The sequence below is a fragment of the Pseudomonas sp. P9_31 genome, from assembly GCF_034008235.1.
GTDB lineage: Bacteria > Pseudomonadota > Gammaproteobacteria > Pseudomonadales > Pseudomonadaceae > Aquipseudomonas.
On sequence record NZ_CP125375.1, the window covers coordinates 4662135 to 4687192 of the forward strand.

The following is a 25058-nucleotide window of genomic DNA, read 5'->3' on the forward strand; positions in this document are numbered from 1 at the left end:
CCAGAACCATCTTTGCTTCACCATAAAAAAGACAATCGGAGACACGCCATCATGGCTTTGGATTTATTCGTCGTACTCATCTACGCCGCCGCGATGCTGATACTCGGCTACTACGGCATGCGCAAGGCCAAGACCAACGAAGACTTTTTGGTCGCCGGTCGTAACCTCGGCCCGAGCCTGTACATGGGCACCATGGCCGCGACCGTTCTGGGTGGCGCGTCCACTGTTGGCACCGTGCGCCTGGGCTACGTTCATGGCATCTCCGGTTTCTGGCTCTGCGCGGCCCTCGGTTGCGGGATCGTGGCGCTGAACCTGTTCCTCGCCAAACCGCTGCTGAAGCTGAAAATCTACACCGTTACCCAGGTGCTGGAAAAACGCTACAACCCGATGGCCCGCTCGGCGAGCGCGGTGATCATGCTGGCGTATGCGCTGATGATCGGCGTGGTCTCGATCCTGGCCATTGGCACCGTGCTGCAAGTGCTGTTCGGCCTGCCGTTCTGGCTGTCGGTACTGCTCGGCGGTGGCGTGGTGGTGATCTATTCGGCGATCGGCGGCATGTGGTCCCTGACCCTGACCGACATCGTCCAGTTCATCATCAAGACCGTCGGCCTGATGTTCATCCTGTTGCCAATCTGCCTGTACCGCGTCGGTGGTTGGGATGAGTTGGTGTTGAAACTGCCGGCATCCGCCTTCAGCTTCACCACCATTGGCTGGGACACCATCGTCACCTACTTCATGATCTACTTCTTCGGGATCCTGATCGGCCAAGACATCTGGCAGCGTGTGTTCACCGTCAGGAGCGCCAAAGTGGCTCAGGTCGCCGGTACATTCGCAGGCTTCTACTGCATCCTTTACGGACTGGCCTGCGCCCTGATCGGCATGGCCGCTCATGTGCTGATCCCGGACCTGGACAACGTCAACAACGCCTTCGCCGCCATCGTCAAACTGTCCCTGCCGGACGGTATCCGTGGCCTGGTGATCGCCGCGGCCCTGGCGGCCATGATGTCCACCGCCAGCGCCGGCCTGCTCGCCGCTGCTACCACCCTGACCGAAGACCTGCTGCCAAAACTGCGCGGCGGTAAACAGTCGAGCCTGGGCATCAACCGCCTGTTCACCCTGCTGACCGGCGTCGCCGTGCTGGGTATCGCGCTGGTGGTCAACGACGTGATCAGCGCCCTGACCCTGGCTTACAACCTGTTGGTGGGCGGCATGCTGATCCCGCTGATCGGTGCAATCTTCTGGAAACGCGCAACCACCGCCGGCGCTATCGCCAGCATGGGCCTGGGCTTTGCCACCGCGCTGCTGTTCATGATCAAGGACGGTATGGATTCCAACACCCCGATCTACTACAGCCTCGGCGTGGGCCTGGTGAGTTTCGTGCTGGTCAGCCTGCTGTCCCGTCGCCCGGCCGTGGTGACGAGCGTCGCCTAAGCTTAAACATGACGACTTGATGCTTTCTTCGACGGGTGTGGCGTCGGTTGCCACACCCGTTTTTTTCGTCTGGAGAAAATCGCTTATGAAGATCGTCAGCCGCGATCAGTGGTTTGAGGTCAAACAGCTCAGCGACGGCATCCGCCTGATTCACGAGCCTTACATTCGGCCCTTTTACCGCTGCAACCTCTGGCACATTCAGGGCCGCGACAAGGACTTGCTGCTGGACAGCGGTTCCGGGCTGGTCAGCCTGCGCGAGCAATTGCCGTGGCTCATCGAACGGCCCTTGGTGGCGGTGGCCAGCCATTGCCATTTCGACCACATCGCCGGCCATCACGAATTCCCCGAACGGCTGGTGCACCCGGCCGAAGCACAGATCCTCGCCGAACCCGACGGCGACAACACCCTGAGCAAGCTTTTCGTCGGTGATGGCATGTTCGAGGCTCACCCCGACTGCCCGTTGTGCTACGCCGAATACCGGGTCAGAGCCGCACCGGCCACGGGTTTTATCGAAGAAGGCGACGTGCTCGATCTCGGTAATCGGGTCCTGCAAGTGCTGCACACGCCGGGCCATTCACCGGGCGGCATCAGCCTGTTTGAGGCGGCGACCGAAACCCTGTTCAGCGGCGACATCATCTACGACGGGCCGCTGATCGAAAACGCCTACCACTCCAACCTCGACGACTACGCCCGCAGCCTGCAACGCTTGCGCACGCTGCCGATCCGCACGGTGCACGGCGGGCATTTCGGGAGTTTTTCCGGGGAGTATTTGCGCACGATGATTGACGAATGGCAGCGCCGGCACGCCTGAAGCCTGCTGTACTCAGCATCAGGGACCTCATAACGCCCTCGAAGAAGGATCTCATGACAAGAGCCGCCGTTCGTGCCGCCGTGCATCACTTCATTCGCCGCCTGCTGGAAAATCAGGATGACTTCGACGACAACACCAACCTGGTGCAGTTGGGGCTGGATAAAGAGGATATTGAAGAGCTGATCTTCCATCTGGAGGATCAGCTGGGATTGACGGCGTTTACCGCCGAAGAAGACCGCATGCTCAAGACTGCCAGGACGGCAAATGATTTGACGCGGTTTTTGATTGAGATCGGGCGGTATTGAAACGGATTGCTAAATACATCCGATGTGCCGAATAAACCTCTGTGGCGATGGAGCTTGCTCCCGCTCGATTGCACAGCAATCGCAAGCTGCACTCGCGCTCAACCTGCCCCACCTGAGTGGCGATGAATGGGGCCGCTGCGAGCCCCAGCGGGAGCAAGCTCCCTCGCCACAGGTGATTTACCAGACTTACCGGCGGCGCTGCTGGCGGCGACGTTGTTCGTCGTCCGTGCGAATAGGCACGGGTTGCAGAGGCGGTTCAATCAAACCGAGTGCGACACCCAGGTCATGCAGCCAGTTTTGGATTTTCTCTTTCATGATGCCCCCCTTCAGGGTCGTGCCGAGCGGCCGAAGTTCCGTAGCCCCTTCGCACTGATAATAGTCCTAAGTCCTACGCAATGCTCGCCCAAGATCGCAATGATCTGTTACTAAATTGATCCAAATCCTAGTACGCCCGTTCAAGCAAATGCCTGGGCCTGAATCGCTGCAGACGGATACACCGCCTGCTGCTGCTCGATCCATGCATTCAGGTTGGCCCCGACCATGCCTTTGCGCCACATCAGCCAGGTAGTGGCGCTGGCGAACGGCTCGACCAACGGGTGCACCGCCACGCTTTCGCGCCCCGGCAGGCTGGCGAGCATCGACTCCGACATCAGCGCCACGCCGGAACCGGCAATCACACAAGCCAGCATTCCCGGATACGACTCGATCTCCATGGCCCGGCCCATGGCCGCATGGTCATGGGCGAACCAGGCTTCCAGACGCATCCGGTAGGAACAGCCCTGGCGAAACGTAAACACCGAACGCCCTTCGACATCCAGCGCACTACGCACCGGCGGATGATCAGCCTCGCTGATCAGCACCAGCCGTTCGTCGCACAACGGCACGCCGTCGAGCCCGGCCAGTTCCAGCGGGCCGTCCACCAGCGCCGCGTCGAGGCGCCCGGTGAGCAGGCCTTCGAGCAATTCGCCGCTGGGCCCCGATTGCACTTGCAGGTTCACCGCCGGGTAGCGGCGGTGATAACGCGCCAACAGCTCTGGCAAGTGAATCGCGGCGGTGCTGTACATGGTGCCAAGAACAAAATCCCCGGCGGGTTGCCCGCCCTGCACCGCCGCGTGGGCTTCGTCGTGCAAGGCGAACAACTTGGCGGTGTAGTCCAACAGGACTTTTCCCGCAGGTGACAACTGCAAACGCTGACGCTCGCGCACGAACAGTTCGACGCCAAGTTGCTCTTCAAGCTGTTTGAGCCGGGTCGACAGGTTGGAGGGCACGCGATGCAGGCGTTCAGCGGCCCGGGTAATGGAGCCCTCTTGCGCCACCGCCTGGAAAATCCGCAATTGGCTGAATTCCATGCCATTCTCCAAATCAGAACAAGTTTCTCACTATTATTCATTTTTAAAGAAAGTCAATCAGTCCTAGCCTGACGGTCATTGATCCTCGAAACGGAACTCAGACCATGTCCCCTCTGATTCGCTTAACCGCCAGTTTCATCGCCCTGATGATGGCCATGGGCATCGGGCGTTTCGCCCTGACGCCGCAACTGCCGCACTTGCTCAGCGAGGGTCAGATCGACCTGACCGCCGCCGGTCTGATTGCCGCCGCCAACTACCTCGGCTACTTCGTCGGCGCAGTGGACGCGATGTTCGCCCGTCGTCCCGATCAGGTTCGTCGGCGCCTGCTCGGTGGTTTGTGGCTCTGTGTGCTGCTGACCCTGGCCTCGTTCTGGGCCAACGGGTTCTGGTCGCATCTGGCGCTGCGTTTCGGCACGGGTGTGGCCAGTGCCTGGGTGTTGGTGATGATTACCGCGTTGAGCCAGCCGCTGGCAGCGGCGGTTGGTCGCCCGCGGCTCGGTGCCCTGGTTTTTGCCGGACCGGGTCTGGGGATTTTTCTGACGGGCTTGCTGGCCTTGGGCTCGAACCTTCTGGGTCAGACGTCTGCAACGTTGTGGCTGGTGTATGCCGGTGTCGGGCTGGTCATGCTGCTGGGGATTCTGCCGCTCCTGCCGCTGTCGGCCGGCCCTTCTACGGCAACACCGCCTGCCACCACGTCGGGTGCGCAAGGTGTCGGACGTTTACCGGTGATCTATGGGTTGTACGGTTTGGGCTACATCATCCCGGCCACTTTCCTCTCGCAGATGGCCAGCGCGCAGTTTCATGGACAATGGCAAGCCGATCTGTTCTGGCCGTGCTTCGGCCTGGCGGCGGCGACCGGGGTCGTGTTGGTGAGCCTGCGTCGACACAACCCGAACACCACCCGTCATTGGCTGATGGCAACGTTGTGGTTGCAGGCGGCCGGAGTCTTCACCTGCCTGTTGGGCAGCGGTGCCGGCCTGGCGCTGGGGGTGATCCTGTGTGGCGGGCCGTTCCTGGCCTGCATGCAATTGGTGATGCAGCGCTCCCGGGAACTCGCGCCCCACGCCACCCAGCGCAACGCCGGGCTACTGACCGCGTGTTTCGCCGTGGGTCAGCTCAGCGGGCCGTTACTGGCGGCGCTGAGCAGCCATTTCAGCGGTGGTTTGCAACCCGCGCTGGTGATCGCCGGCAGCGGCTTGATCATCGCCGGCGGTTTACTGCTGCGCCCGGTCAGGGTTGCCCAAGTGCTTTGCGTAAACGACGGCGAACCCACTGCTCTGCGCTCACAAAAGTGATCCCCAGCAGAACCAGCACCGCGCCAACCACGAAGTTCAGGCTCAGTGCTTCGCCCAGCAGCACCACGCCGAACGTGACGCCGAACAACGGTGTCATGAACGAAAACACCGCCAGGTTCGCCGCCAGATAACGGCGCAGCAGCCAGAACCAGGTCAGGTAACTGAAGAACGACACCACCAGCCCCTGAAACAGCACGCTGGCCACCGCCACCGTGGTCAGGCTGACATGGGTGACCTGACCGCTGAGGATTGCGATCAACAGCAGGCCGACGAAGCCGACGATCAGTTGATAAAACAGCGTCAGGGTCACCGGCGCTTCCGACAGGCGCGAGGCGCGCACCACCACGGTGGTCGCGCCCCACGAAGCGCCGGCCAGCACGCCCAAGGCATCGCCCATCAGCATGCGGTGGTCGAGGTTGTCCCAGGACACGCCACCGGCAAACGCAATGGCAATGCCGATGAAGGCGAGAACAATCCCCAGCCACTGGACCGGTCTTAAACGCTCACTCGGCAGCAGCCAATGCACGCCCAACGCGGTGAAAATCGGCGCAGTGTAGAGAAACACCGACATGTGTGCCGCCGTGGTCAATTGCAGGCCTTCGGCAATGAAGAAGAACTCCAGGCCAAACAACGCGCCGGCCAGCAAACCACCGCGCCAGGTAGCGCCGACCTGATCCCAGCCACCCTTCCAGCAGATCAACAATCCTACGAGCAACGCGGAAATTCCCGACCGCCCCGCCGCCTGCATGACCGGCGCGATGTCAGGTGCGGCCCATTTGATCATCACCTGCTGCACACCCCAGATCAGGCACAACCCGACCATCACTTGCAGGGCAAACCCATCGGCGCTACGCCGGCTGACGCTCACCGGAACACCTCGATAACACAATCCATGGCAGTGACTCGACAGTAAAAGCAAAGCCCCGGCCTTCTTGTTGAACAGAAGGCACCGGGGCGAAAAATGATGCTGTCGATTATTAACCAGATGGCCAGTAAAAGGTGCCTGCAAAAGGCCTTTGAATCGTCGCGTGCGTCATCCCGCGATGATCAGCGCCGCCGATTGCTGTGCCTGCTCGCGCTTGGCCAGTGCGAAGTATAGGACGCCACCGAGGAAACAGCCGGTAAACCAGGCGAAGTTGGCCATCGGTTGGAGCACCGGGGTGAACGTGATCGCAATGCCCGTCAGGGTGGCCGGAATCAGTGCCTTGACCGCCGTCCAGTTGATCCCGCCGCTGTAGTAGTAACGCCCGCTCGGGCCGTCATTGAACAGCGCATCAACGTCGATCTGCTGCTTTTTGATCAGGTAGTAATCCACCAGCAGAATCCCGAACAGCGGGCCGATGAACGCTGCCAGCACGTCGAGGGTGTAGTGAATCACTTCGGGGTTGTTGAACAGGTTCCACGGGGTGATGAAGATCGAAGCCACGGCGGCGATCATGCCGCCGGCACGCCAACTGATCTTGCTCGGAGCGACGTTGGCGAAGTCGAACGCCGGGGACACGAAGTTGGCAACGATATTGATGCCGATGGTCGCGGTAACGAAGGCAAAGGCGCCGAGCAACACCGCCACGCTGTTGTCGATGCGCGCCACGGTGGCGATCGGGTCGTGAAGCATTTCACCGAACACCGGCAAGGTGCCGGAAACGATCACCACGGTCACCAGCGAGAACGCCAGAAAATTCACCGGCAGCCCCCAGAAGTTGCCGCGCCGCACGTCGTTCATGCTGCGGCAGTAGCGACTGAAATCGCCAAAGTTCAGGGTCGGGCCGGAAAAGTACGACACCACCAACGCCGTTGCCACGATCACTTGGCCGAAGGCTTCCCAGCCAGACAGGGACTTTTCCGCCAGGGTGAAGCTGATGTTGCTCCAGCCAGCCTGCCAGACGATCCAGCCGGCGAGCAGGAACATCACGCCGTACACCACGGGGCCGGCCCAGTCGATGAAGCGGCGGATCGACTCCATGCCGGTCCAGAACACCAGCGCCTGGACGAACCACAGGCTCAGAAATCCGAACCAGCCGAGGTAGGACAAACCGGCAAAATGCGGTTCGGCGTAGGCCGCCATTGAAGGAAAAAAGCGCAGCACGACGATGATCAGGGCACTGGACGCCAGGTACGTCTGAATCCCGTACCAGGCCACCGCGATCAGGCCGCGGATAACCGCAGGAATATTCGCCCCGAACACCCCGAATGCCAGTCGGCAGATCACCGGGTACGGCACCGCCGCCTGCTGGCTCGGCTTGGCCACCAGATTGGCGATCAACTGCACGATGCAAATCCCGCCCAGCAAGGCGATCAACACTTGCCAACTGGCTAGCCCAAGCGCAAACAGGCTGGCGGCGAACACATAGCCGCCGACGCTGTGCACGTCGCTCATCCAGAAGGCGAAGATGTTGTACCAATTCCATTTCTGCGGCAGCGGCCCCAGGTCCTGGTTATACAGGCGTGGGCTGTAGCCATTGGGCAATTGCTCGGTCATCGCAGGGCTCCTCGTAAGTACAGGCGCAGCCCCCGGAATTGATGCGGCGACCACACTGCGTACGGGAGCTGGCATGGTTTGTATACGAGTTACTACGCAGAATGCGTGCCATACGTTCGAAAGATGCGACAAATCTGGCTTTCAACCCTGTTCAGGGCACAGCCTCCAAGACGTAGAGGGGGTGATAACGCCCATGAACAGGGCGTCCGCGCCTGCAAACGGTGCAGGGCGTTATGTATACAAAGAGATGGAGGGATTAGCCTGGAGTTTTGCGCCCGGCGCCTATCGTAGGAGCTGCCGCAGGCTGCGTTCTTGATCTTTTACAGTCAAAAGATCGCAGCCTGCGGCAGCTCCTACAGGGGCCGGCGTAAGGTCAGCTCAGTTCAATGCGATCAGCATGAATGACGATCTGGCCGTTCTTGTACAACGCACCGATGGCCTTTTTGAAGTTGCCCTTGCTGACGCCAAACATACTGCTGATCAGCGTCGGGTCGCTCTTGTCGCTGACTGGCAGGGTGCCGTTGTTGTCGCGCAACTTGGCAAGAATCTTCGAGTTCAGACTGGTGGCGGCTTCTTCGCCCACCGGTTGCAGGCTCAGGCTGATCTTGCCATCGGCGCGGACTTCTTTGATAAAGCCCTTCTCTTCTTTACCGGCGCGCATGAACTTGAAGATTTCGTTCTTGTGAATCAGGCCCCAGTGCTTGTTGTTGATGATTGCCTTGAAACCCATATCGGTCGCTTCGGCCACCAGCAAATCAACTTCCTGGCCCGGGGTGTAATTGGCCGGGGTCTTGTCCAGGTAACGGTCCAGACGCGCCGTGGCGGTGATGCGCCGCGTGTGTTTGTCGAGGTAGACATGCACCACGACATACTCGCCGGCGGTCATCTGGCGCTTTTCTTCGGAATACGGCAGCAGCAGATCCTTCGGCAAACCCCAATCCAGAAACACGCCGATGCTGTTGACTTCAACGACTTTCAAACTGGCGAATTCACCGACCTGAACTTTCGGCTTTTCGGTGGTGGCGATAAGTTTGTCGTCACTGTCCAGATAAATAAAAACGTTGAGCCAGTCTTCATCTTCGCTGGGAATATCTTTAGGGATATAACGATTAGGCAGAAGGATTTCACCATCCGCGCCACCGTCCAGATATAAACCGAAGTTAGTGTGTTTAACCACTTGCAAACTGTTGTAGCGCCCGACTAAAGCCATGTCCAATACCCTCATTGCGTGGGCGGCATTCTACCCGGTTTTGCGAGCGGCGTTCGGCGGCCGGCCCGGTGGTGCAAGAAAATCCTCTGCAAGCCTTAATTTTCCTGGGGTTTGCCGGGTGATTCTGGCCGCTCGTCAGGCCGTTCGGGTGGTCCGCCCCTTGGCCAGCCCACCCGAAAAGCGCTATTTCTCCAGCGAGGTTTTTAGTTAAAACAGCAGCTTAGGGGACTATTCAAAATAATAACTTGCGAATATTCGCGCGCCTGCCGCGTGTATTTCGGGAGGATATTTACCAAGCAATTGTCAAGTATTTCCTGTACGATGCCTGGCCAAGTTAATTTTCTACAGGTTAATGGCCGCCATGCGTGTAAAAGCATCCAACAGCAAAGCAAAGCCAGCTCCAGCCGTTGAAACCAGCGAATCGATCAACAACCAGATCGCAGCGTTCCTCAAGTCCGGTGGCGAGATCCAGCAAATTGCCAAAGGCGTCAGCGGCCAGACGTTCGGCCCGTCCAAGCAGATCACGCTGGGCAAAAAGTAATTCCCCCGCTTTAACTGGTCCCTAAGCGCTTTGAGCTTCGAAGCGCTTGGACTGGAACCCTCCCGCACTACCCCATCAAACAAATCAATATTTCAACAATCGACGAACGGCCCTCGATGCCGAACATTCGCCGGTATGCTTGCACGTGTCTGGATCAAGCGTTTCAGCAGATTTTCAGTATCTGCTCCTCGCTGCTCATGGAGTGACGCATGTTCAAGCCCTCTCTTTTCCTGCTCGGCAGCCTGCTGTGGTGTTCGGGTACCGATGCACAAGTCTTCCAGCGCGAATTGGGCGACTTCGATCTCAAACTCGCCACCACCCCCAGCCGCAGCATGGCCCAGGGGCTGGTCAAACCCTCGACAACCGGCTCGTTCCACGGAGGCCTCGACCTGAGCCACGACAGCGGCTTCTACGTGGGTCAATGGTCCCCCAGCATGGGACTGAGCCCTTCGAGCAACCTTGAAGTCGATTCCTATATGGGCTTCAAACAGCCTTTCGATCAATCCCTCGGTTACGAAGTGGGCATGATCCAATACAGCTACCCGAAAGTGGACACCCTCGACAGCCAAGAGCTTTTCGGCGGCCTGACCCTGCTGGGTAGCCGCTTCGGCGCAGCCTTCAGCAACGACCCGGACAAACAGAACAGCACCCTGTTCGCCGACCTCAGCGGCAATCAGCCGTTCGGCATCGGGGTCAGCCTGAAATACACCACCCACCAACTCAACACACCGGTGTCCGTCGACGGTGGGTATGTCGGCAGTTTTACCGACTGGTCAGTGAAATTGTCCCGGCCGTTCATGGGCATCGATCTGGACTTGATCTACAGTGACTCAAGCCTGAGCGGCAGCGATTGCTCCGCCTATTCCGGCCACAATAGCGAGTGCGATGGCCTGGTCACCCTCAAGGCCGCACGCGCCTTCTATTGATCGGCTGAACTGCCGGGCTCATCCAGCGATCACATAAGAGAATCCAGTAAGAAGCCAGATCTTCGCAAGGACTCGCCATGTCGCACTGGTGGAAACAGATCACCGTCATCCTCACCCTCAGCCTCACTGTCGCCGCGTGCAGCCGCGTGGGTCTGGCTTACCGCAACCTGGACGTGATCATTCCCTGGACGCTCAGCGACTACCTGGACATGAACCACGAGCAAAAAGACTGGTTCAACGAGCGCCTCAAGGAACACCTGAACTGGCACTGCACCACGCAATTGCCCGGCTACCTCGACTGGCTGGATCGTTTACAGACCATGGTCGAGACCAACCAGATCACCGACGCCGCGCTGCAAACCCGTACCCAGGAAGCCAAACAGGCCATCGCCGAAACCGCCCGGGAAATCACCCCGTCAGCCATCGAGCTGTTACAGGGGCTGGATGACAAGCAAGTCGCGGAAATGAACGACGCTTTCGCCAAGGACCAGCGCAAACGTCAACAGGACTACCTCAAGCCGTCGCTCGAGCAACAGATCAAAGAGCGGAGCAAGCGCATGGTAAAACGCCTGAATGACTGGCTCGGCCCGCTCACTCCAACCCAACAGCAACGGGTATTGGCGTGGTCGAATGCCTTGGGTGACAAGAACAAGCAATGGGCTGCCAACCGCGCCCATTGGCAACAGCAATTCAGCGCGGCAGTCGCGCAACGGCAGAGTCCGGATTTCCCACAGAAAATCGAGACGCTTCTGGTGAATCGCGAGCGTTTGTGGACACCTGAATATCGTGAGGCCTACACCAACGCCGAAGCCCAGGCTCGGGCGTTGCTGCTGGACTTGATGGCCGAGAGCACACCGGCTCAGCGTGAACAGTTACTGAAGAAGATTGCGGGGATGCGCAAGGATTTCACTGATTTGAAATGCCTGAAAGCGGCGCAGCGAGGTTAGAAGATTAAAAGATCGCAGCCTTCGGCAGCTCCTACAGAATGTGTGTCCGCCCGATATTTCACGGGTGTAGGCGATTCCCATGTAGGAGCTGCCGAAGGCAGCGATCTTTTGCTGTCACCACAACATCAAGCAATCTGCGCCTTCGACGCCACGTCATCAAACGTCAGATCATCCAGTGCATCTTCCTGCTCATCCAGCACCTGCCGCGGATGCTCATTCCCCGGAATGCAGCTGTCGATCAGGCTCAACAAACTCGAGCCCCGAGGCGTCAAAATGTAGTTCGCGCCATTGCCACCCTGATCCGCCGGCCGAGGCTCGATATACCCCCTCCCCAACAGTAACTTTTCGTACTCACCCGCCACCGTTTTCAGGTGATCCAGATTCTCGATCGCCTCGCCCGCGGCGGCTTTTTCCGCAACATACTGCTCGGCGTAGGGCCGTGGAGTGAAACTGTGGCCAGCGCCGTTCTGCACTTCATGCAGCAAGCGTTCAATCAAATCCCAGTTATAAGTCGTCATCCTGATTCATCCTCCAAGCCCGAGAGTGAAATGTCCTTCATAGGTTGTGACCAAGCGGGAGGGCAGCCGTTCAGCCGAGGTATTTCGCCCTACCGACCGGCGGCCTGTCGATTTGAGCGCAGGCCAAACGACTAGGCTGTGTAAGACGGCTTAACCCGCAGCGCGGCTCGGCCTCACCGAAGCCTCGCAGGAGAAATCACCATGAACATTCAGGATCATCCGGTCGTGTCCCGGGAAGAATGGCTCGCCGCCCGTAAACAACACCTGGCCCACGAAAAAGCCTTCACCAAGGAACGAGACAAACTCAGCGCCGAACGCCGTGCTCTGCCTTGGGTGAAAATCGACAAACCCTACCGCTTCCAGGGCCCCAACGGCGAACTGAGCCTGGCCGACCTGTTGGGCGGCCGCAGCCAATTGATCGTCTACCACTTCATGTTCGCCGCTGGCTGGGACGAAGGCTGTCCCGGCTGCTCGTTCCTGTCCGACCACATCGACGGCGCCAACCAGCACCTGGCCCACCACGACGTCGCCGTGGTCGCGGTTTCCCACGCACCGTTTGCCGAATTCCAACCCTTCAAACGGCGCATGGGCTGGAAATTCGACTGGGTCTCGTCCGAAGGCTGCGACTTCAACTACGACTTTGGCGTCTGCGCCCGAGCCGAAGACGTCGCCGCCGGAAAAGCTACCTACAACTACGAAAAATCCGACGGGGCTGAAGAAGAACTCCCAGGGCTCAGCGTGTTTTATCGCAACGAAGCGGGCGAGATTTTCCACACCTATTCAACTTATGCGAGGGGTCTGGACCTGCTGGTCGGCGCCTACAACTACCTCGATCTCACGCCCAAGGGGCGTAATGAAGAGGAGATCATGGATTGGGTGAGGCATCACGACCGGTATGAGGACAAGGCACCGGTTAGTTGCTGTCATGGGGGGTAGACCCTCAAGGATCGAGGCTCAGCCATCGGGGGCATTGGTCCAGGCTGGACACAGTCCCCATGAACACCACAACCCCCCTGTGGGAGCGAGCCTGCTCGCGATGACTGACTAACATTCAACATTGATGTCGACTGATACACCGCTTTCGCGAGCAGGCTCGCTCCCACGAGGTAGCGTGGCGTTCTGTAGGTTGCGTCCGGTTGACTGACTACAACTGCGGCAAATGCCCTACAACAACCTCGGAATCAGGCACCTTGCACCGCTGGAACGATGAAGCTTATAGTCCGCCCGTCGCCCAAATGGCGACCGGGTTTGGCGACCCGACCACAGAGAGTCCTCATCAATGACAAGAGACTCCACCCATGGATAGATACATGCCCCTTACCGGAATCGACCTGATCCCGGCTTCCCTGCTCATCGACACACAAGCCCCACTCGACGTCCTGCAAGCCATGGCCGACTACCGCATCCGCACCGTCACTCAGGTACTGGAAAACATCGCCTTTCGCGCCGAGATCGGTTGCGACATGGTTGTGCTTTCCGACTTTTCAAAACTGCTGGCCATACCGTTGCGTGATGGCTGTGATTTGATGGATGTGATTGGCAGGCGATTGCGGGCGCAGGCTGCGGAGTAAATGTAAAAGGGGCGATCTATGGGTCGCCCGTTTTACATAGGGAATTCAAATAGCTGAGCGTCCTTTACGCAGAAGGTACGCTCGTCACAGGAATGCGTTCCTGAGGCTGAGTTATATCGTAGACACGCTGCTCACAGCGGCTACCAACAAACTGGAACTCCACCAAATAGACCTTGCTTCTTTCTGGTGTGAAAGTGGTTTTGATCGGGCCGCAGCTATAGATACTCCCAACACCCGCGCCATTCGAATAACCCGACACCTGGAATGGCTGATCGACATCCGCCTGCACTTCCAACTGCGGGAAGCGTTTAAGCGTGGCGCTGTTGGCCGCTTCGTTGAGTTTGGCGATCCAGCCGAAGACCTTGCCCTGACCTGAATCCACCACAGTTCCAAGCACCTCCATACGCTTGTCGGGATCCGCTGCGCGAAGGATCGAGAACTCTACCGGGGTAGTGCTACCTGATGCTTTCATGATGACCTTGGCGTGTTGCGCATCGACTGTCACCTTGTTCTGGTGCAGCTGGACACCGTCTTTCAACAGGCTGGGGGAAGAGTCCCGGACGTTGGAATGGCAGCCTGGTAATGCCAGAATCAGGGTCAGTGCTAGTAGTGTGGTTTTTTTCACGTCTGGATGTCCTTAAAGCGTATGTTCGGCTGATGAGAAAATATCTGTCAAAGCGGCGCATCATAAATGCTGAGTTCGCTATAGGGGGTCTGTCAGGCCCAAGCGCGTATAGCGAAAAAACAGGGCTAATTTATTAGCCAAGATAATCTATAAGTAAATTCGTTTATTTACTCCCTTCCTTCATCACTCATAAACTTTCGCCGCACAAAATATTTTCGCAAAAATTTTTCAGCTTGGCGTAACCACTTCCCAAAAAGCGGACTGATTTATTTTCTGGTCACCGCATAAAACCAAACAAATAAATCCGTCCCCTTTTCTCATATCCCTTTCCAAGCAAATACCCTCCACTTCTCTTACACCCCCCACTTCAAAGCCACTAAACTCCGAAGGCCAAACCTCCTACCCAGCCCAACTCGTCGTTTCCGGTTCGGCAACGCAGAAACCCACAGAGTCGAGACAGATTTATTTCTAGTAAACCAACCTATAAAAAATCCGTCACTTTAGCCCTTTTACCCCATCACTCATAAACCTTTGCCGCACAAAGTATTTTCGCAAAAGTTTTCCAACTTGGTGTAAGCACCTCAGCATCACCCATATTTTTTGCATAAGAATCAATAACTCTTACCCATGCTTCCATGGCCTCTAAAAAATCCTCCAAAGTTTTATTCTCCCACTCCTGCGGTGAACGCAACAACTCCGCCTTCAACTCCCCTATAAAATCCGCAAGATGCTCCTTTGTTTGTACCTGATCAATATTTGAAGTCATTTCCAAAACCCTCTATCTACATACGCCTCGAATACAAATTATCGAGCCATTATTAGGAGTAGTCATTTTCCAACCTTCCTTGGCAATTTCCGCAGGAGTCGCTGGAATTATTTTCACTGGAACGCCCGCAGCAGAAGCAGCAAGTAGCCGCCGATTATCTAGACTATAGACCAATCCATCCTTCTCAAAAACACGAATAGGTGGAATATCGTTTGGAGATATGCGCCCAGACTTCAAGCCATCTATGGTCGAATACAGATCCCCTCCATCCGCAAATGCATTTTTAATGCTGTCCTGGGTAAATCGGATATCTTTTGGATTAGCCAGACCACTTAAATTATCTGGTAACTCAGAAGGCATTTTATAGAGACTAGTCCCCACCCCCTTGCTTGGACCACTATATACGGAGCCAGCCAAACCCCAAGCATTTAAAAGAGCCTCTACACCCCATATTACCCGCTCGGGACCTGTTGCAGTCTCCCCTGTTATAGGATTCGCTCCCCCAAAGGCCGTGTAGAGTTGGCACCCGACACCAACGATCCCCGCTCCGCCACAGCCCGCCATGAAAAGCTCGTTGGATACGCCATCAAGACGAGCCTTCAGTTCTGCGTCATGCAGTTTTTTTTCATTTTTCCCTATGATCGACTGCTCATAAGAAGCAGGTTGCAGGATCCACTCCTCGCCTTGATCCGTTGTGATCGACTTATCAGTGGCAACGCAATAACCATTCGCCGACGTAACGCAGGAGACGATATCCCCAGGTTTGGTACTGGAAGCAAAAGCACGCGTGAAATCACTCTCCTCTACGATTCTTTCGTCCTTGAGCACGCTGGACCCCTTGGCGATAAGGTCAGCAATATCGCTGGATAGTCCTTCACAGTAACTTGATGTAACTCCGGTACATGCCGCCTCGTACTCTCTCTGCGCTACACGAAGCGAGTATTGTTCAACCACGCTCAGATGATTGTTTTCTACAGCATTTTTTGATGTCCAGGCACCCAACGCCGCTCCTGCGGAACTCCCGGTAACCATAGCCCCAGCCAACCCACCAGCCAGCGTGGACAGAGCCGAAACCGTCTGTTTCTCCGACTCAGTCAGCTGATCACTGGTCTTGTCCGGATAAAGCTGTTTGGCAATCAGCTCACCAATAGTCGCTCCCGCAGCGCCGGCCAATGCGGAACCACCTTGCGCTTTCGCAAGCACGGCCCCCAGGAGGGCATGCGCCATCAAGTTGGCCGCGTCATCGCCCTCAGTCATTTGCTTCACGGCTTGAGCCAGATAAGGTGCGGACGCACCGGCAAAAGCCCCGAGAATGTTGCCGCTCAGCACTCCTTGCACGATTGCACTGACAGCCTGCGAAGCTTTTTGGAAGCTGCTGCCCATGCCGTAATCTTGCTGAACTTGCTGCGCAATTTGCTCAGGAGTCGGATCGGCAATGCCCTTGTCGTTAAGCTTCTGCCTTGCAGCGTTTGATGCGTCGCTGTTCAGATCCTTGGCTTCATCAATTTTTGCGGCAGCGATTGCATTACCAATGCCCTGCGCCAATTGCATCGCGCTTTTTACAAGCTCGATGCGTTCGTCCATTGCATGCTGGTCTGGCTTGTCGAGCTGTTCATTGGCATTGGCGGTGTCGCGATTAAGGCCAACCAGATCGTTCGCACCTTCGGGGTTGCGGACGATGATGGTGCCTTCACTGACGGCGCTACGGGTTTTGCTTTGGTCCGAGTCATTGAGTGCGATGCCATACAAACCACCGACAGAACCACTCCCGCCCCCGGCACTGCTGAAACTGGCCGAAATGCCTGCGGACTGAGCTTCGATCTCACTGACGTTCTTGATGTCGTTGACAATGAGTCGGTCGGTGATCAGCAGGTTTTGATCCGGCGTCGCGTCACTGGCAATAACCCCACCGGTCAGGGTGGTGTTCTTACCAACATCAATGGTGTACCCGCCCGAGCCGGCAAACAGCCCGGTTTGGTCAGTTACGGCCCTGTACTCGCTGTTCATGTTGCCAGCGGCAAGATTTGCCGAGCCGCTAACTGGTACGCCATAGCAAAATGGAGGAATGCAAATGCTGGCGCCGAAACCACCGCTACCTTGCTTATTCTCCTGGATCTCTACGTCTTGACGGGAAATGATGTTCAGGTTGCCGTCAATCAATGCATTAATGCTGTCGGCGTTGACTTGAGCGCCCGCAAGGGTGGTGTCGCCTCCACTACGCAAGAGGAGCGAACCTGTGTTCAGTGTGCTGTTAACCTGCGTGATGGATCTGCCGGTCCCGGTGCCTTTCGCGCCCGACGCACCGAGATCCAGGGTAAAACCGTTTTGTTGCCCAATGTTGAAACTGGCACCGATGGCAGTTTTGTTGCTGGAATTGTTATTGGCCCATTCAGCAGTGTTTTGCGCGCTCTCCAGAATGATGTCGTTTTTCGCGATCAAGGATGTATCGGCGGCTTTTAAGGTACTCCCGATGACATGTATGTCGCCGGACTCACCCTCCGCGTTCCCCGTGGCGATGATCGAAAGCGTGCCGCCAACATTTACAGAACTCTGCCTCGCAGTCTGACTGTTGTACTCACTGGTGCTTTTGCTGTGAGTATTGGCAAGCTCAGTACCAATTTTAATCAGCGACCCATTGTTGGAAGTACCGCCAGTCTTGTCTTTGAAACCAGTGCTGTTCGCCTCCGCATCACCCGCCATTCCGCCGAGGTTATAAGCCGCCAATGCAGCTTGTGCCAGCTTCACGGCTTTTAGCCGTGGGTCTTCAGCATCGTTCGCTGCCTTGACCGCCGTACGAATGGTGTTAACGGTGTCAATGATCGCCCCGCCAATAACACGCCCTACTGCCAGGCTATTGGATTGATCGGCAGTGCTTTGACTTGAGCTTTCCATGCCCGCCGCAATAGTGACGTTAGTACCGCGCAAGCTCATGTTTTTGGTACTGATCAGATCGCTGGCGATAACGCTCAGATCCCCCCCGGCCACAAGGCTTACATTGCCGTTGCTGGAGCCAATGGTGCTGCCGGTAAGGGTCGTTTGCGACATCGTGCCATTGTGGCGTTGGCCACTGATGGACAGATGTTGGTTGCCAGTGATGTCATCGACGCCAAGGTTGTTGGCCGTGAGTACACCGGTCAGGTCACGGTTCTTTTCCTTATGCGATTCGGTGCGGGTGTAGGTGTTTTCAGCGGCGGTGATGTTCAGGTCGCGGCCGGCGCGAACCGCCAAATCGTCAGTACTGACCAAGGCAGAGCCGGTAATTGCCACGTCTCGCTTTGCGCTCACTGCGATGGTGTTACCCGATATCAGGCTACCCACTGCAGTGGTTTGAGTCTCCGAGATGTTGTCTTGGACTTTGCTCGATTTCAAACCACCCCAGCTGCTTTTGCTTGAGCTGCTTTCAAAGCGTGCGCTGGTTGAATCGGTGACGGCAACGATCTTCACATCATTGCCAGCAGCCAGACCGACGCCACCTTTCTCAGAGATCACATTGCTCCCTTCGATCAGCAAATCGTTGCCGGCGGACAGTACAGTTTTACCTTGAGCAGTCACCGAACTCCCGACATTGGTCGTGCTGGAAATCTCCTGAAGCTGGCTCTTTTTTCCCGACGAGCTTTTCTTGGTCTTGCTGTAGAAGCTGTAGTCTTCGTCTTGTGCTGCTCCTACCAATAGATCACCGTCGGCAACTAGATACGCCTCTTCCCCGGCGCTCACCCGGCTGGCAATCAGGCCCAGATCTTTACCCGCTTTTAGCGAGACGGTACCGCCCGCATTAACAGTCGTAGACACCTGCCTGACATGGTCTTCCTGACTGGTGAACTTTTTGTTTTGGCTAAAGGAGTGCTGTTCATCCGCCGCCGAGGCCAACGTCAGGTCGCCAACGGCGCTCATGCTGACGTCACGCTTGGCATCGATCTGACTGGCGATAACGGTGAGATCCCGACCAGCATTAACCTTCAGGTCCCGCCCCACATCCACGTCTGAACCATATTGGGTGATGGTTTGATCACGATGTGTGCCCACCTCATGGCTGACGATCTGTTCGGCGGAAGCGATGTTGACGTCACGACCGGCGTTGATCGTGGTGTCGGCACCGCTTTTCAGCACGCCACCGGTGTTGTTGACGTCGCGCCCGGCGTTGAGGGTCAGCGCGTTGGCGGCTTCGATGCGGGCGGCGCTGTTGACGAAGTCCGTGCGCTCGTTGGTGTACCCCGTACCACTTTCATGAGTGGTGACGGTGCGTTCGTTGATCACGTCGCCATGGGTGGCGGTCAGCGTGACGTCCCGCCCGGCAATGATCCCCCCCGCCTTGTTGGTCAGGTTATTGGTGGCGAGCACCTTCAACTGGTCCCCCGCCTCCAGCAACCCACTGCTGACCAGATCATTCTTGGCCGTCGCATCCAGGTTCTGGCTGGCGCGCAGGGTGCCGGCGTTGTTCAGGTCTTTACCGGCGATCAGGGTCACGTCGCTGCCCTGGATCAGCGCGCCGTTGGCCGCCAGGCGGTTGTTGGCGTTGGCCAGGTACAGCACCGGCACCAGGACTTTTTCGCCATTCACTTCGTGCTCTTCGAGCCAGACGATGTCGTGGGTCAGGGCCGCGACTTGCTGTGACGTGAGGGTCACGCCGAGGCTCAGGTTGAGTTGGCTTTTGCTGGCGATTGCGTTGTTCATCAGGTACTTGAACAAGCCTTCGTCGGTGGTCTGGCCATCGATGAAGCGTTGGCCGGTACGAGCGACCACGGCTTGCTGGATCAGGCGTTGTTCGTAGAGGCCATCGCCCAAACGCTTGGCGCTTTTATCGGGGTCGTAGCCGAGGCCAGACAGCAGGTAATCCGAACTCATGAATTGCTTGAGGTCGGTGAGTACCGGGTTGGTTTCGATCAGGTATTTGTGCGGTTGGGATTTGCCGGCGTTGCTCGGCAGGCCTTTCACGCGGTTGAGGGTGATCGGCGGCGCATTGGTGGGCGAGGTGACGCTGGCGCCGGTGAGGGTCCAGTTTTGTGGGCCGGTGGCGGTCGGGGTGGTGCTGCCTTCCTGGCTCAGGCGGAACAGGCCGTTCTGGCTGGTGGGCAGGCTGAAGCCGGGAAGCGTGAGCGGGTTGACTTGTTGCTGGGCCAGATCGGGGGCGAGTTGCTGGTTGATCTGGATCGGTGTCGAGTAGCCGCTGCCCGCGCCCGTGTCGGTTTTGGTCCGACCCGCCGCCACATAGGCATAGAACGGGCGAACCACGCTGTTGTTGATGTTCTGGGTGGCATCGAGGGTGACGTTTCCACCCGCCTGGATGATGGCATCCAGAGACTCGCCGTTGATGACGCGGCTGCTGGTCGGCAGTGTTTGGCCCATCCAGGCCAGAAAGTTGCTCATGTCCTGTTCGACGGTGGCCGAAGGGGTCGGGTTGTTTCGTTGGGTGAAGAGGTCAGCCATTGCAATGGCCGAGGCGGTTTCGTTGACCCAGCTCACGAATCGTCGGGTGGTTTCGATGTCCTGCTCTTGCACACCTTTGTTGTTGATCGTCGAAGCATGGACAGCTAAATCGCCAGCAGCTGTCATGCTACTGCTGGTGTTGTTCACTTCTCCCGCATTAATCAACAGGTCCGCGCCACTGTTGATCGAGGCGGCTTCAGAATGAAGCGTGATCTTCAAGCGATCGGTTTCGGCAATTTCCCAAAGGCCGTTGATGCGACCACCGCCACGGCTGTCACATCCATACGAGATCAGCGTGCACGACAACTGAGTGATGGTCGCGACACTTTTCTCATGCTCGGTGTACTGCAACACATCCATGACGTTGTTAACCGTCGTGGCGGCGATCGTCAGGTCGCCGGTGCTCTCAATCCCACCAGATCTGTTGTCCAGCAGATCAGCCTTGGTCCCTTTTTTATCCCTGGCAATGAGCGTGCTGCCCAGGCTGTAGACCTGCCCGTAGTAGTTGGTGAAGCTGGGGCTCAGGAGCTGCATGTCTGCGCCACTGAAAATCAATCCGCGGTCGTTGCGTAATGCGTCTGTGGTCAACGTCAGGTTCTTGCCGGCGCCCACGGTGCCGGTGTTGTTGACGCTACCGGCCGTCAGGGTCAGGTCGGCAGCCGAGGTCAGGCGACCTGCGTTGCTGAGCTGTCCACCCACGGAAATGGTCGTGTTGCCGCCACCGGCGAGGCTCGATGCGGCATTGAGGTTCAGTTGTGCAGCGCTGAGGCCAAACGTTCCCAGGCTGCTGACCCGGCCATTGCCCGAGTACGTGCCACCGAGCGTCAGACTCAGGCTGCCGTCGCTCGCGATCAGGCCATCGTTATTCCAGTTACCGCCGTTACCGGTCAGTGTGCTGGCGGCCAGCAGTTGACCAGCGGCCGTCTGGTTGAGGCTGTTGATGTTGACGGTCAGGCGATCGGCCTGGATCACGCTGCTGTTGGTCCAGCTGGCGGCGGCCAGGGTCAGGCCACCACGGGTGACGAAGTTGCCACCGGCGCTGCCCAGTTGGCCGGTGGCGATGTCGAAGAGGCCGGTGCCGACGTGCAGCACGTTGCCGCCGACGTTCAGCAAACTACCGGCAGTGAGGTTCAGGTTGGTGTTGGCGGATTCCACGGTGCCATTGCGGTTGTCGAACAGGCCGCCGAGGGTGAACGCGGTTTTACCATTGTCGCCCAGTGCGCGAAGTTGGCCGGTCTGGTTGTCGAGGCTGGCGGCGGAGATGGTCAGGGTGCTTTCGCTTTCGATGATGCCCAGGCGGTTGTTCAATGCACCGCGCAGGCTCAGGTCGATTTGTTGCCCGCCGATCTGCCCGTCGTTGTCGCCGCTATTGTCGAAGTCTTTAGCCGTGACGCTGACCAACCCCTTGGCGTAGAGGCCGCCATTGCGGTTGTCGAAGTTGCCGTTGGTGCCGGTGTCGACGATGGCGTCACCGGTTTGCGCAGTGATGCGCCCGCCGTAGTTGTCGATGCCGGCCAGTGCCTTGAGGTTCAGGCTCTGGGCCTGAATGATCCCGCCCCGACGGTTGTTGTTCAGGTCATAGCCGTTGCGCAATACACCCGTGATGTGGCTGCTGAAGGCGCCTTGCAGGCTGGAGAGCACACCGCCACGGCTGTCGAGGCTGGCGGCGGTGATGTCGAGGTTGCCGCTCTTGGCGACGATGCGCCCGCTCTGGTTATCGATGGCGCCGCTGGTTTTTACCGTCAGGTCGCCCTCGCTTTGCAGGGTGCCCTTGGCGTTGTCGAGGCTGGCGGCGTTGAGCGTCAGGCCGGCGTTGTTGCTGAAGACCTGACCGCCCGCGCTGTTCTGCACAAAGCCACTGGCCGTGAGCGTCAGCAGATCGTTGGCCACGACAATGCCGCCATTGCGGTTATCGAGTCCGCCGGTCAACAGGCTCAGCAAACCCAGACTGGCCAGTTGGCCGCCCTGGTTGTTGATCTGCACCGCGCGCTGAATGACCAGCGGGCCGTTGCTCGCCAGTTTGCCGTTGGTATTGGTCAGGGTGCCGAGCAGATCGAGGGTGACCGCGCCAGTGCCGGCCAGGGTACCGGTGCTGTTGTTCAGGTCGGTGCCGGTGAAGCTGATGTCCTGCTGGGCGTTGATGGTTGCGTTGGTGTTGTCGAGCACTTTGGCCCGGATATCCAGAGCGGCGCCACTGTCGATCAAACCACCTTGGGCGTTATTCAGTGTTCCGGCGATGACGAAGGTTTGCGCACCGACACTGGAAAGAATGCCGTTGTCGCTGTTGTCGAGGTTGGCCGCCGTGACCTTCAACGTGCCGTTACTGACCAGAGCGCCGGCGTTGCTGTTACGCACCGCGCCGGCAAGGTCCACCAGCACGTCACCGTCGCGGCTCGACAAGGTGCCTAGATTACGGTTGTCTAGGCTGCCGCCCAAAAGGCTCAGGCTTTGCCAACCGGAAATCAGACCCTTGAGGTTAGTGGTGGCATCGGCGGTGAGATCCAGTTGCTGACGACTGATGAGCTTGCCGCCGCTGTTGTCCAGGTTGCGTGCAGTCAGTGCATAGCTTTGGCTGCTGGAGATTTCACCACTCTGGTTGTTCAAATCCCGCAGGTTGCGGATGCTCAGTTGCCCGGTGGTGGTGATCAGGCCGTTGGCGTTGTTCAGGTCGCCCATGGCGCCGCTGAAGTCGATGGCAATGGCGCTGCCAAGCAACGAGCCGCCGTTCTGGTTGTTCAAATTCGCGGTGTTGATGGTCAGGTTGTCGGTGGCGTTGATCAGGCCTTGGTCCTGATTATCGAGTTGGCCGGTAACCCGAAGGTCGAGGCCGGTGCGACTGGTGAGGGTGCCGCCGTTGTTGTTCAGGCTACCGGCCTGTACATCGACGCTTGCCGCCGCGATCAGGCCTTTGATGTTGGTCAGCGCCTGCTGTATGCGTAGGGTCACTGCCTGATTGCCGAGCAGTTTGCCGTTGCTGTTGTCGAGGCTGTCGGCCGCCAGCGTGAACGCCTGCGCACTGGAAATTTCGCCGTTGCGGTTGTCCACCTGTGCGAGGTTTTTCAGCACCAGCACCGGGGCGTTGATCAAACCGTTCTGGTTGTTCAACTCGCCGTGATTCAGGTCCAGAGTCAGCGACGTGCCACTGGTGAGTTGCCCGCCATCGTGTTGGTCGAGGCCGCTGACACTGGCCGTCAGGGCCTTGTTGCTGGCGATCCGGCCCTTGTTGCTGTTATCGACCGTGCCGGCAGTGAGGCTCAGGCTGTCGAGGCTGGTCAGTTTGCCGCCCTGGTTGTTCACCGCTCCCGTGGCGGTAATGCTCAAGGCCCGACCGGCGTTCACCAGTCCCGCCACGTTATCCAGAGTGGCCATGCGCAGCGTCGCGCTGGCCAGGCTCGAGAGTTCGCCATTGCGATTGTTCAGGTGGCCAAGGGTGACGCCGAGATGACCGGTACTGGTGATCAGACCGTTGCCGTTAAGCACCTGACTGGCCGTGAGATTGAGGTTGCCGCTGCTCAACACCCGGCCCTTGTTCTGGTTGTCCAGGGTCCCGGCGGTGATGTTGGCGGTTTGCGCGGCGCTCAACGTGCCGCCCTGGTTGTTCAGGGTCAGGCTGGTGTTGACTGTCAGGTTGCGGCTGGCCACCACGCTCTTGCCGACGTTGTTGAGGTTCTGCGCGCTCAGGTTCACATCGCCGTTGGCGTTGCGGCTGGTGTCGGCGTTGACTCCGGCTTCGATGATGCCGTTGTTGGTCAGTACACCGCCGGCGCTCAGGGTGATGCTGTCCCGGGCGGCGAGCGTTTGCTGGTTGGTCAGGTTGCCTTGGGTTTGCACGTTGACAGCGGTGCCGGCATAGACCGGGCCGCGCGCATCAAGACTGGCCGCTTTGACGTTGACCGCGCCCGTGGCCGACGTCTGCGCCAGACTGAGATGCCCATTGGCGTCGAGCTGGATGTCACCGCCACTGGCGGCCAGGTTGCCGTCGAGTTTCACCCCGATCCCGGCTTCGGTGCCCACCAGTTTGATCGCCCCGGCGTACATGCCGCCCAGAGCCGAGGAGTCGATGGCCAGCCCCGGTTTACCGCTGCCATCATCGGCGCGGGCGGTGGCGTTGAGGCTGTCGGCGTTGACGTCGTTGCGGCCGGCGACGATGGTCAGGTTTTTCGCCTGAATCTCGGCGTTGATCTTCGCGCTGCGAGTGATGATTTCGAAGCGGTCGACGTTGTCGGCGTTCAGCCCGGCGCCGTCGATGGTGACGCTGCCCTGATCGACCTGGAAGCGATCGAGCCGGCCGTTGTCCAGCACCGGTTTGCCGGTGGTGAGGGTCACACGCGGGGTGTTGATGAAGCCGCAGCCGTTGCAGCTGATACCGTAGGGGTTCGCCACAATGACCCGCGCCGACTGCCCCGCCACTTCGGTATAACCGCGCAGCTGACTCGGGCTGCCGCCGATTACTTCGTTGAGGATGGTTTGTGCGGCGACCCGGTTGGTCAGGTTGGGGTTGCCGACGATGATCCCGCCCAGTTGCGTCGCGCCGGTCTGGTTGGCGACGTTGTTGAGGATCACGCCCTGGGTGCCGACGTTGTAATCGTGAAACTGGTTATGCGACAGCCCTGTGCCGTTGGGCGTGGCGATGTTGACGATCTGCACGCCATTGCCGGCCTGCCCGAGGCTGGTGCCCGGCGAGGCCACCACAATTCCGTCCGCCTGGGCCCACATCGGCTGCCAGAACATGACGTTGGCCAACAGAAACGCCAACCCGCGCTTGGGCATGCCCCAGAAGTACTCACGGTTATTGATGGCAGCAGAAGGCTGACCAGCCAGAAGGGCCAGTTGACGAACGTCCATGATTTGAATCTCGTT

At 58.3% G+C, this 25058-nt stretch carries 18 protein-coding genes; 9 read left to right on the forward strand and 9 right to left on the reverse strand.

Going from position 1 to position 25058, the window contains the following annotated elements:
• Window positions 1-51: 51 nt before the first annotated feature.
• From QMK51_RS20905 to QMK51_RS20915, 3 genes are all read left to right on the forward strand, one after another.
• Window positions 52-1431, forward strand: a complete 1380-nt coding sequence (locus QMK51_RS20905) for a sodium:solute symporter (RefSeq protein WP_320391562.1) — start codon at window positions 52-54, stop codon at window positions 1429-1431.
• Window positions 1432-1516: 85 nt separating this feature from the next.
• Window positions 1517-2242: an MBL fold metallo-hydrolase gene (locus QMK51_RS20910; RefSeq protein ID WP_320391564.1), complete on the forward strand. Its 726-nt coding sequence runs from the start codon at window positions 1517-1519 to the stop codon at window positions 2240-2242.
• Window positions 2243-2295: 53 nt separating this feature from the next.
• A complete protein-coding gene (locus tag QMK51_RS20915) occupies window positions 2296-2547 on the forward strand; it encodes an acyl carrier protein (protein ID WP_258700776.1) in 252 nt (83 codons plus the stop codon).
• Between the two features lie 186 nt (window positions 2548-2733).
• Here the strand turns inward: QMK51_RS20915 and QMK51_RS20920 are convergent, their stop codons facing one another.
• On the reverse strand, window positions 2734-2862 hold the full coding sequence (locus QMK51_RS20920) for a PA1414 family protein (RefSeq protein ID WP_007914492.1): 129 nt from the start codon (window positions 2860-2862) through the stop codon (window positions 2734-2736).
• A gap of 140 nt (window positions 2863-3002) precedes the next feature.
• Entirely contained in the window at window positions 3003-3896 is an 894-nt protein-coding gene (ptrR, locus tag QMK51_RS20925) for a putrescine utilization regulator PtrR (protein WP_258697035.1), read from the reverse strand.
• Window positions 3897-4000: 104 nt separating this feature from the next.
• On the opposite strand from ptrR, the gene QMK51_RS20930 reads away from it, so the two are divergent.
• Window positions 4001-5191: an MFS transporter gene (locus QMK51_RS20930; RefSeq protein WP_320391566.1), complete on the forward strand. Its 1191-nt coding sequence runs from the start codon at window positions 4001-4003 to the stop codon at window positions 5189-5191.
• Here the strand turns inward: QMK51_RS20930 and QMK51_RS20935 are convergent.
• The 3 genes from QMK51_RS20935 to QMK51_RS20945 all read right to left on the reverse strand — a co-directional run bounded on the left by QMK51_RS20935 (window position 5127) and on the right by QMK51_RS20945 (window position 8880).
• Complete coding sequence (locus QMK51_RS20935) at window positions 5127-6059, reverse strand: DMT family transporter (protein ID WP_258697037.1); 933 nt, start codon at window positions 6057-6059, stop codon at window positions 5127-5129. The two genes, QMK51_RS20930 and QMK51_RS20935, sit on opposite strands and share 65 nt — an antisense overlap.
• 165 nt (window positions 6060-6224) lie before the next feature.
• Window positions 6225-7670 (reverse strand): NCS1 family nucleobase:cation symporter-1, encoded by a 1446-nt coding sequence (locus QMK51_RS20940; RefSeq protein ID WP_320391567.1) that lies wholly within the window; start codon window positions 7668-7670, stop codon window positions 6225-6227.
• A gap of 373 nt (window positions 7671-8043) precedes the next feature.
• Window positions 8044-8880: a S1 RNA-binding domain-containing protein gene (locus QMK51_RS20945; protein WP_030131899.1), complete on the reverse strand. Its 837-nt coding sequence runs from the start codon at window positions 8878-8880 to the stop codon at window positions 8044-8046.
• Between the two features lie 352 nt (window positions 8881-9232).
• Between QMK51_RS20945 and QMK51_RS20950 the strand changes: the two genes are divergently transcribed.
• The 3 genes from QMK51_RS20950 (at window position 9233) to QMK51_RS20960 (ending at window position 11294) form a co-directional block, all read left to right on the forward strand.
• Complete coding sequence (locus QMK51_RS20950) at window positions 9233-9421, forward strand: hypothetical protein (RefSeq protein WP_017337097.1); 189 nt, start codon at window positions 9233-9235, stop codon at window positions 9419-9421.
• Between the two features lie 209 nt (window positions 9422-9630).
• Entirely contained in the window at window positions 9631-10347 is a 717-nt protein-coding gene (locus QMK51_RS20955) for a TorF family putative porin (RefSeq protein ID WP_258697040.1), read from the forward strand.
• A gap of 77 nt (window positions 10348-10424) precedes the next feature.
• On the forward strand, window positions 10425-11294 hold the full coding sequence (locus tag QMK51_RS20960) for a DUF6279 family lipoprotein (protein ID WP_320391570.1): 870 nt from the start codon (window positions 10425-10427) through the stop codon (window positions 11292-11294).
• Window positions 11295-11419: 125 nt separating this feature from the next.
• Here QMK51_RS20960 and QMK51_RS20965 read toward each other — a convergent pair whose 3' ends face one another.
• Window positions 11420-11812: a transcriptional regulator gene (locus QMK51_RS20965; protein WP_320391571.1), complete on the reverse strand. Its 393-nt coding sequence runs from the start codon at window positions 11810-11812 to the stop codon at window positions 11420-11422.
• 201 nt (window positions 11813-12013) lie between these two features.
• Here QMK51_RS20965 and QMK51_RS20970 point away from each other — a divergent pair, with 201 nt between their 5' ends.
• Window positions 12014-12748 (forward strand): thioredoxin family protein, encoded by a 735-nt coding sequence (locus QMK51_RS20970; RefSeq protein ID WP_320391572.1) that lies wholly within the window; start codon window positions 12014-12016, stop codon window positions 12746-12748.
• Window positions 12749-13110: 362 nt separating this feature from the next.
• Window positions 13111-13383, forward strand: a complete 273-nt coding sequence (locus QMK51_RS20975) for a hypothetical protein (protein WP_258697044.1) — start codon at window positions 13111-13113, stop codon at window positions 13381-13383.
• A 64-nt stretch (window positions 13384-13447) separates the two neighbouring features.
• Here QMK51_RS20975 and QMK51_RS20980 read toward each other — a convergent pair whose 3' ends face one another.
• From QMK51_RS20980 to QMK51_RS20990, 3 genes are all read right to left on the reverse strand, one after another.
• Window positions 13448-14008, reverse strand: coding sequence for a hypothetical protein (locus tag QMK51_RS20980; RefSeq protein ID WP_258697045.1), 561 nt, complete (start codon window positions 14006-14008; stop codon window positions 13448-13450).
• A 517-nt stretch (window positions 14009-14525) separates the two neighbouring features.
• Window positions 14526-14774: a hypothetical protein gene (locus QMK51_RS20985; RefSeq protein WP_258697046.1), complete on the reverse strand. Its 249-nt coding sequence runs from the start codon at window positions 14772-14774 to the stop codon at window positions 14526-14528.
• A gap of 12 nt (window positions 14775-14786) precedes the next feature.
• Window positions 14787-25043, reverse strand: coding sequence for a hemagglutinin repeat-containing protein (locus QMK51_RS20990; RefSeq protein ID WP_320391574.1), 10257 nt, complete (start codon window positions 25041-25043; stop codon window positions 14787-14789).
• Window positions 25044-25058: the final 15 nt, after the last annotated feature.

Coding starts and splice junctions, on each gene's coding strand:
- QMK51_RS20915 (WP_258700776.1), top strand. CDS start 2,296: ATGACAAGAGCCGCCGTTCGTGCCGCCGTGCATCACTTCATTCGCCGC.
- QMK51_RS20985 (WP_258697046.1), bottom strand. CDS start 14,774: ATGACTTCAAATATTGATCAGGTACAAACAAAGGAGCATCTTGCGGAT.
- QMK51_RS20975 (WP_258697044.1), top strand. CDS start 13,111: ATGGATAGATACATGCCCCTTACCGGAATCGACCTGATCCCGGCTTCC.
- QMK51_RS20905 (WP_320391562.1), top strand. CDS start 52: ATGGCTTTGGATTTATTCGTCGTACTCATCTACGCCGCCGCGATGCTG.
- QMK51_RS20950 (WP_017337097.1), top strand. CDS start 9,233: ATGGCCGCCATGCGTGTAAAAGCATCCAACAGCAAAGCAAAGCCAGCT.
- QMK51_RS20930 (WP_320391566.1), top strand. CDS start 4,001: ATGTCCCCTCTGATTCGCTTAACCGCCAGTTTCATCGCCCTGATGATG.
- QMK51_RS20990 (WP_320391574.1), bottom strand. CDS start 25,043: ATGGACGTTCGTCAACTGGCCCTTCTGGCTGGTCAGCCTTCTGCTGCC.
- QMK51_RS20970 (WP_320391572.1), top strand. CDS start 12,014: ATGAACATTCAGGATCATCCGGTCGTGTCCCGGGAAGAATGGCTCGCC.
- QMK51_RS20945 (WP_030131899.1), bottom strand. CDS start 8,880: ATGGCTTTAGTCGGGCGCTACAACAGTTTGCAAGTGGTTAAACACACT.
- QMK51_RS20920 (WP_007914492.1), bottom strand. CDS start 2,862: ATGAAAGAGAAAATCCAAAACTGGCTGCATGACCTGGGTGTCGCACTC.
- QMK51_RS20955 (WP_258697040.1), top strand. CDS start 9,631: ATGTTCAAGCCCTCTCTTTTCCTGCTCGGCAGCCTGCTGTGGTGTTCG.
- QMK51_RS20960 (WP_320391570.1), top strand. CDS start 10,425: ATGTCGCACTGGTGGAAACAGATCACCGTCATCCTCACCCTCAGCCTC.
- QMK51_RS20910 (WP_320391564.1), top strand. CDS start 1,517: ATGAAGATCGTCAGCCGCGATCAGTGGTTTGAGGTCAAACAGCTCAGC.
- QMK51_RS20965 (WP_320391571.1), bottom strand. CDS start 11,812: ATGACGACTTATAACTGGGATTTGATTGAACGCTTGCTGCATGAAGTG.
- QMK51_RS20940 (WP_320391567.1), bottom strand. CDS start 7,670: ATGACCGAGCAATTGCCCAATGGCTACAGCCCACGCCTGTATAACCAG.
- ptrR (WP_258697035.1), bottom strand. CDS start 3,896: ATGGAATTCAGCCAATTGCGGATTTTCCAGGCGGTGGCGCAAGAGGGC.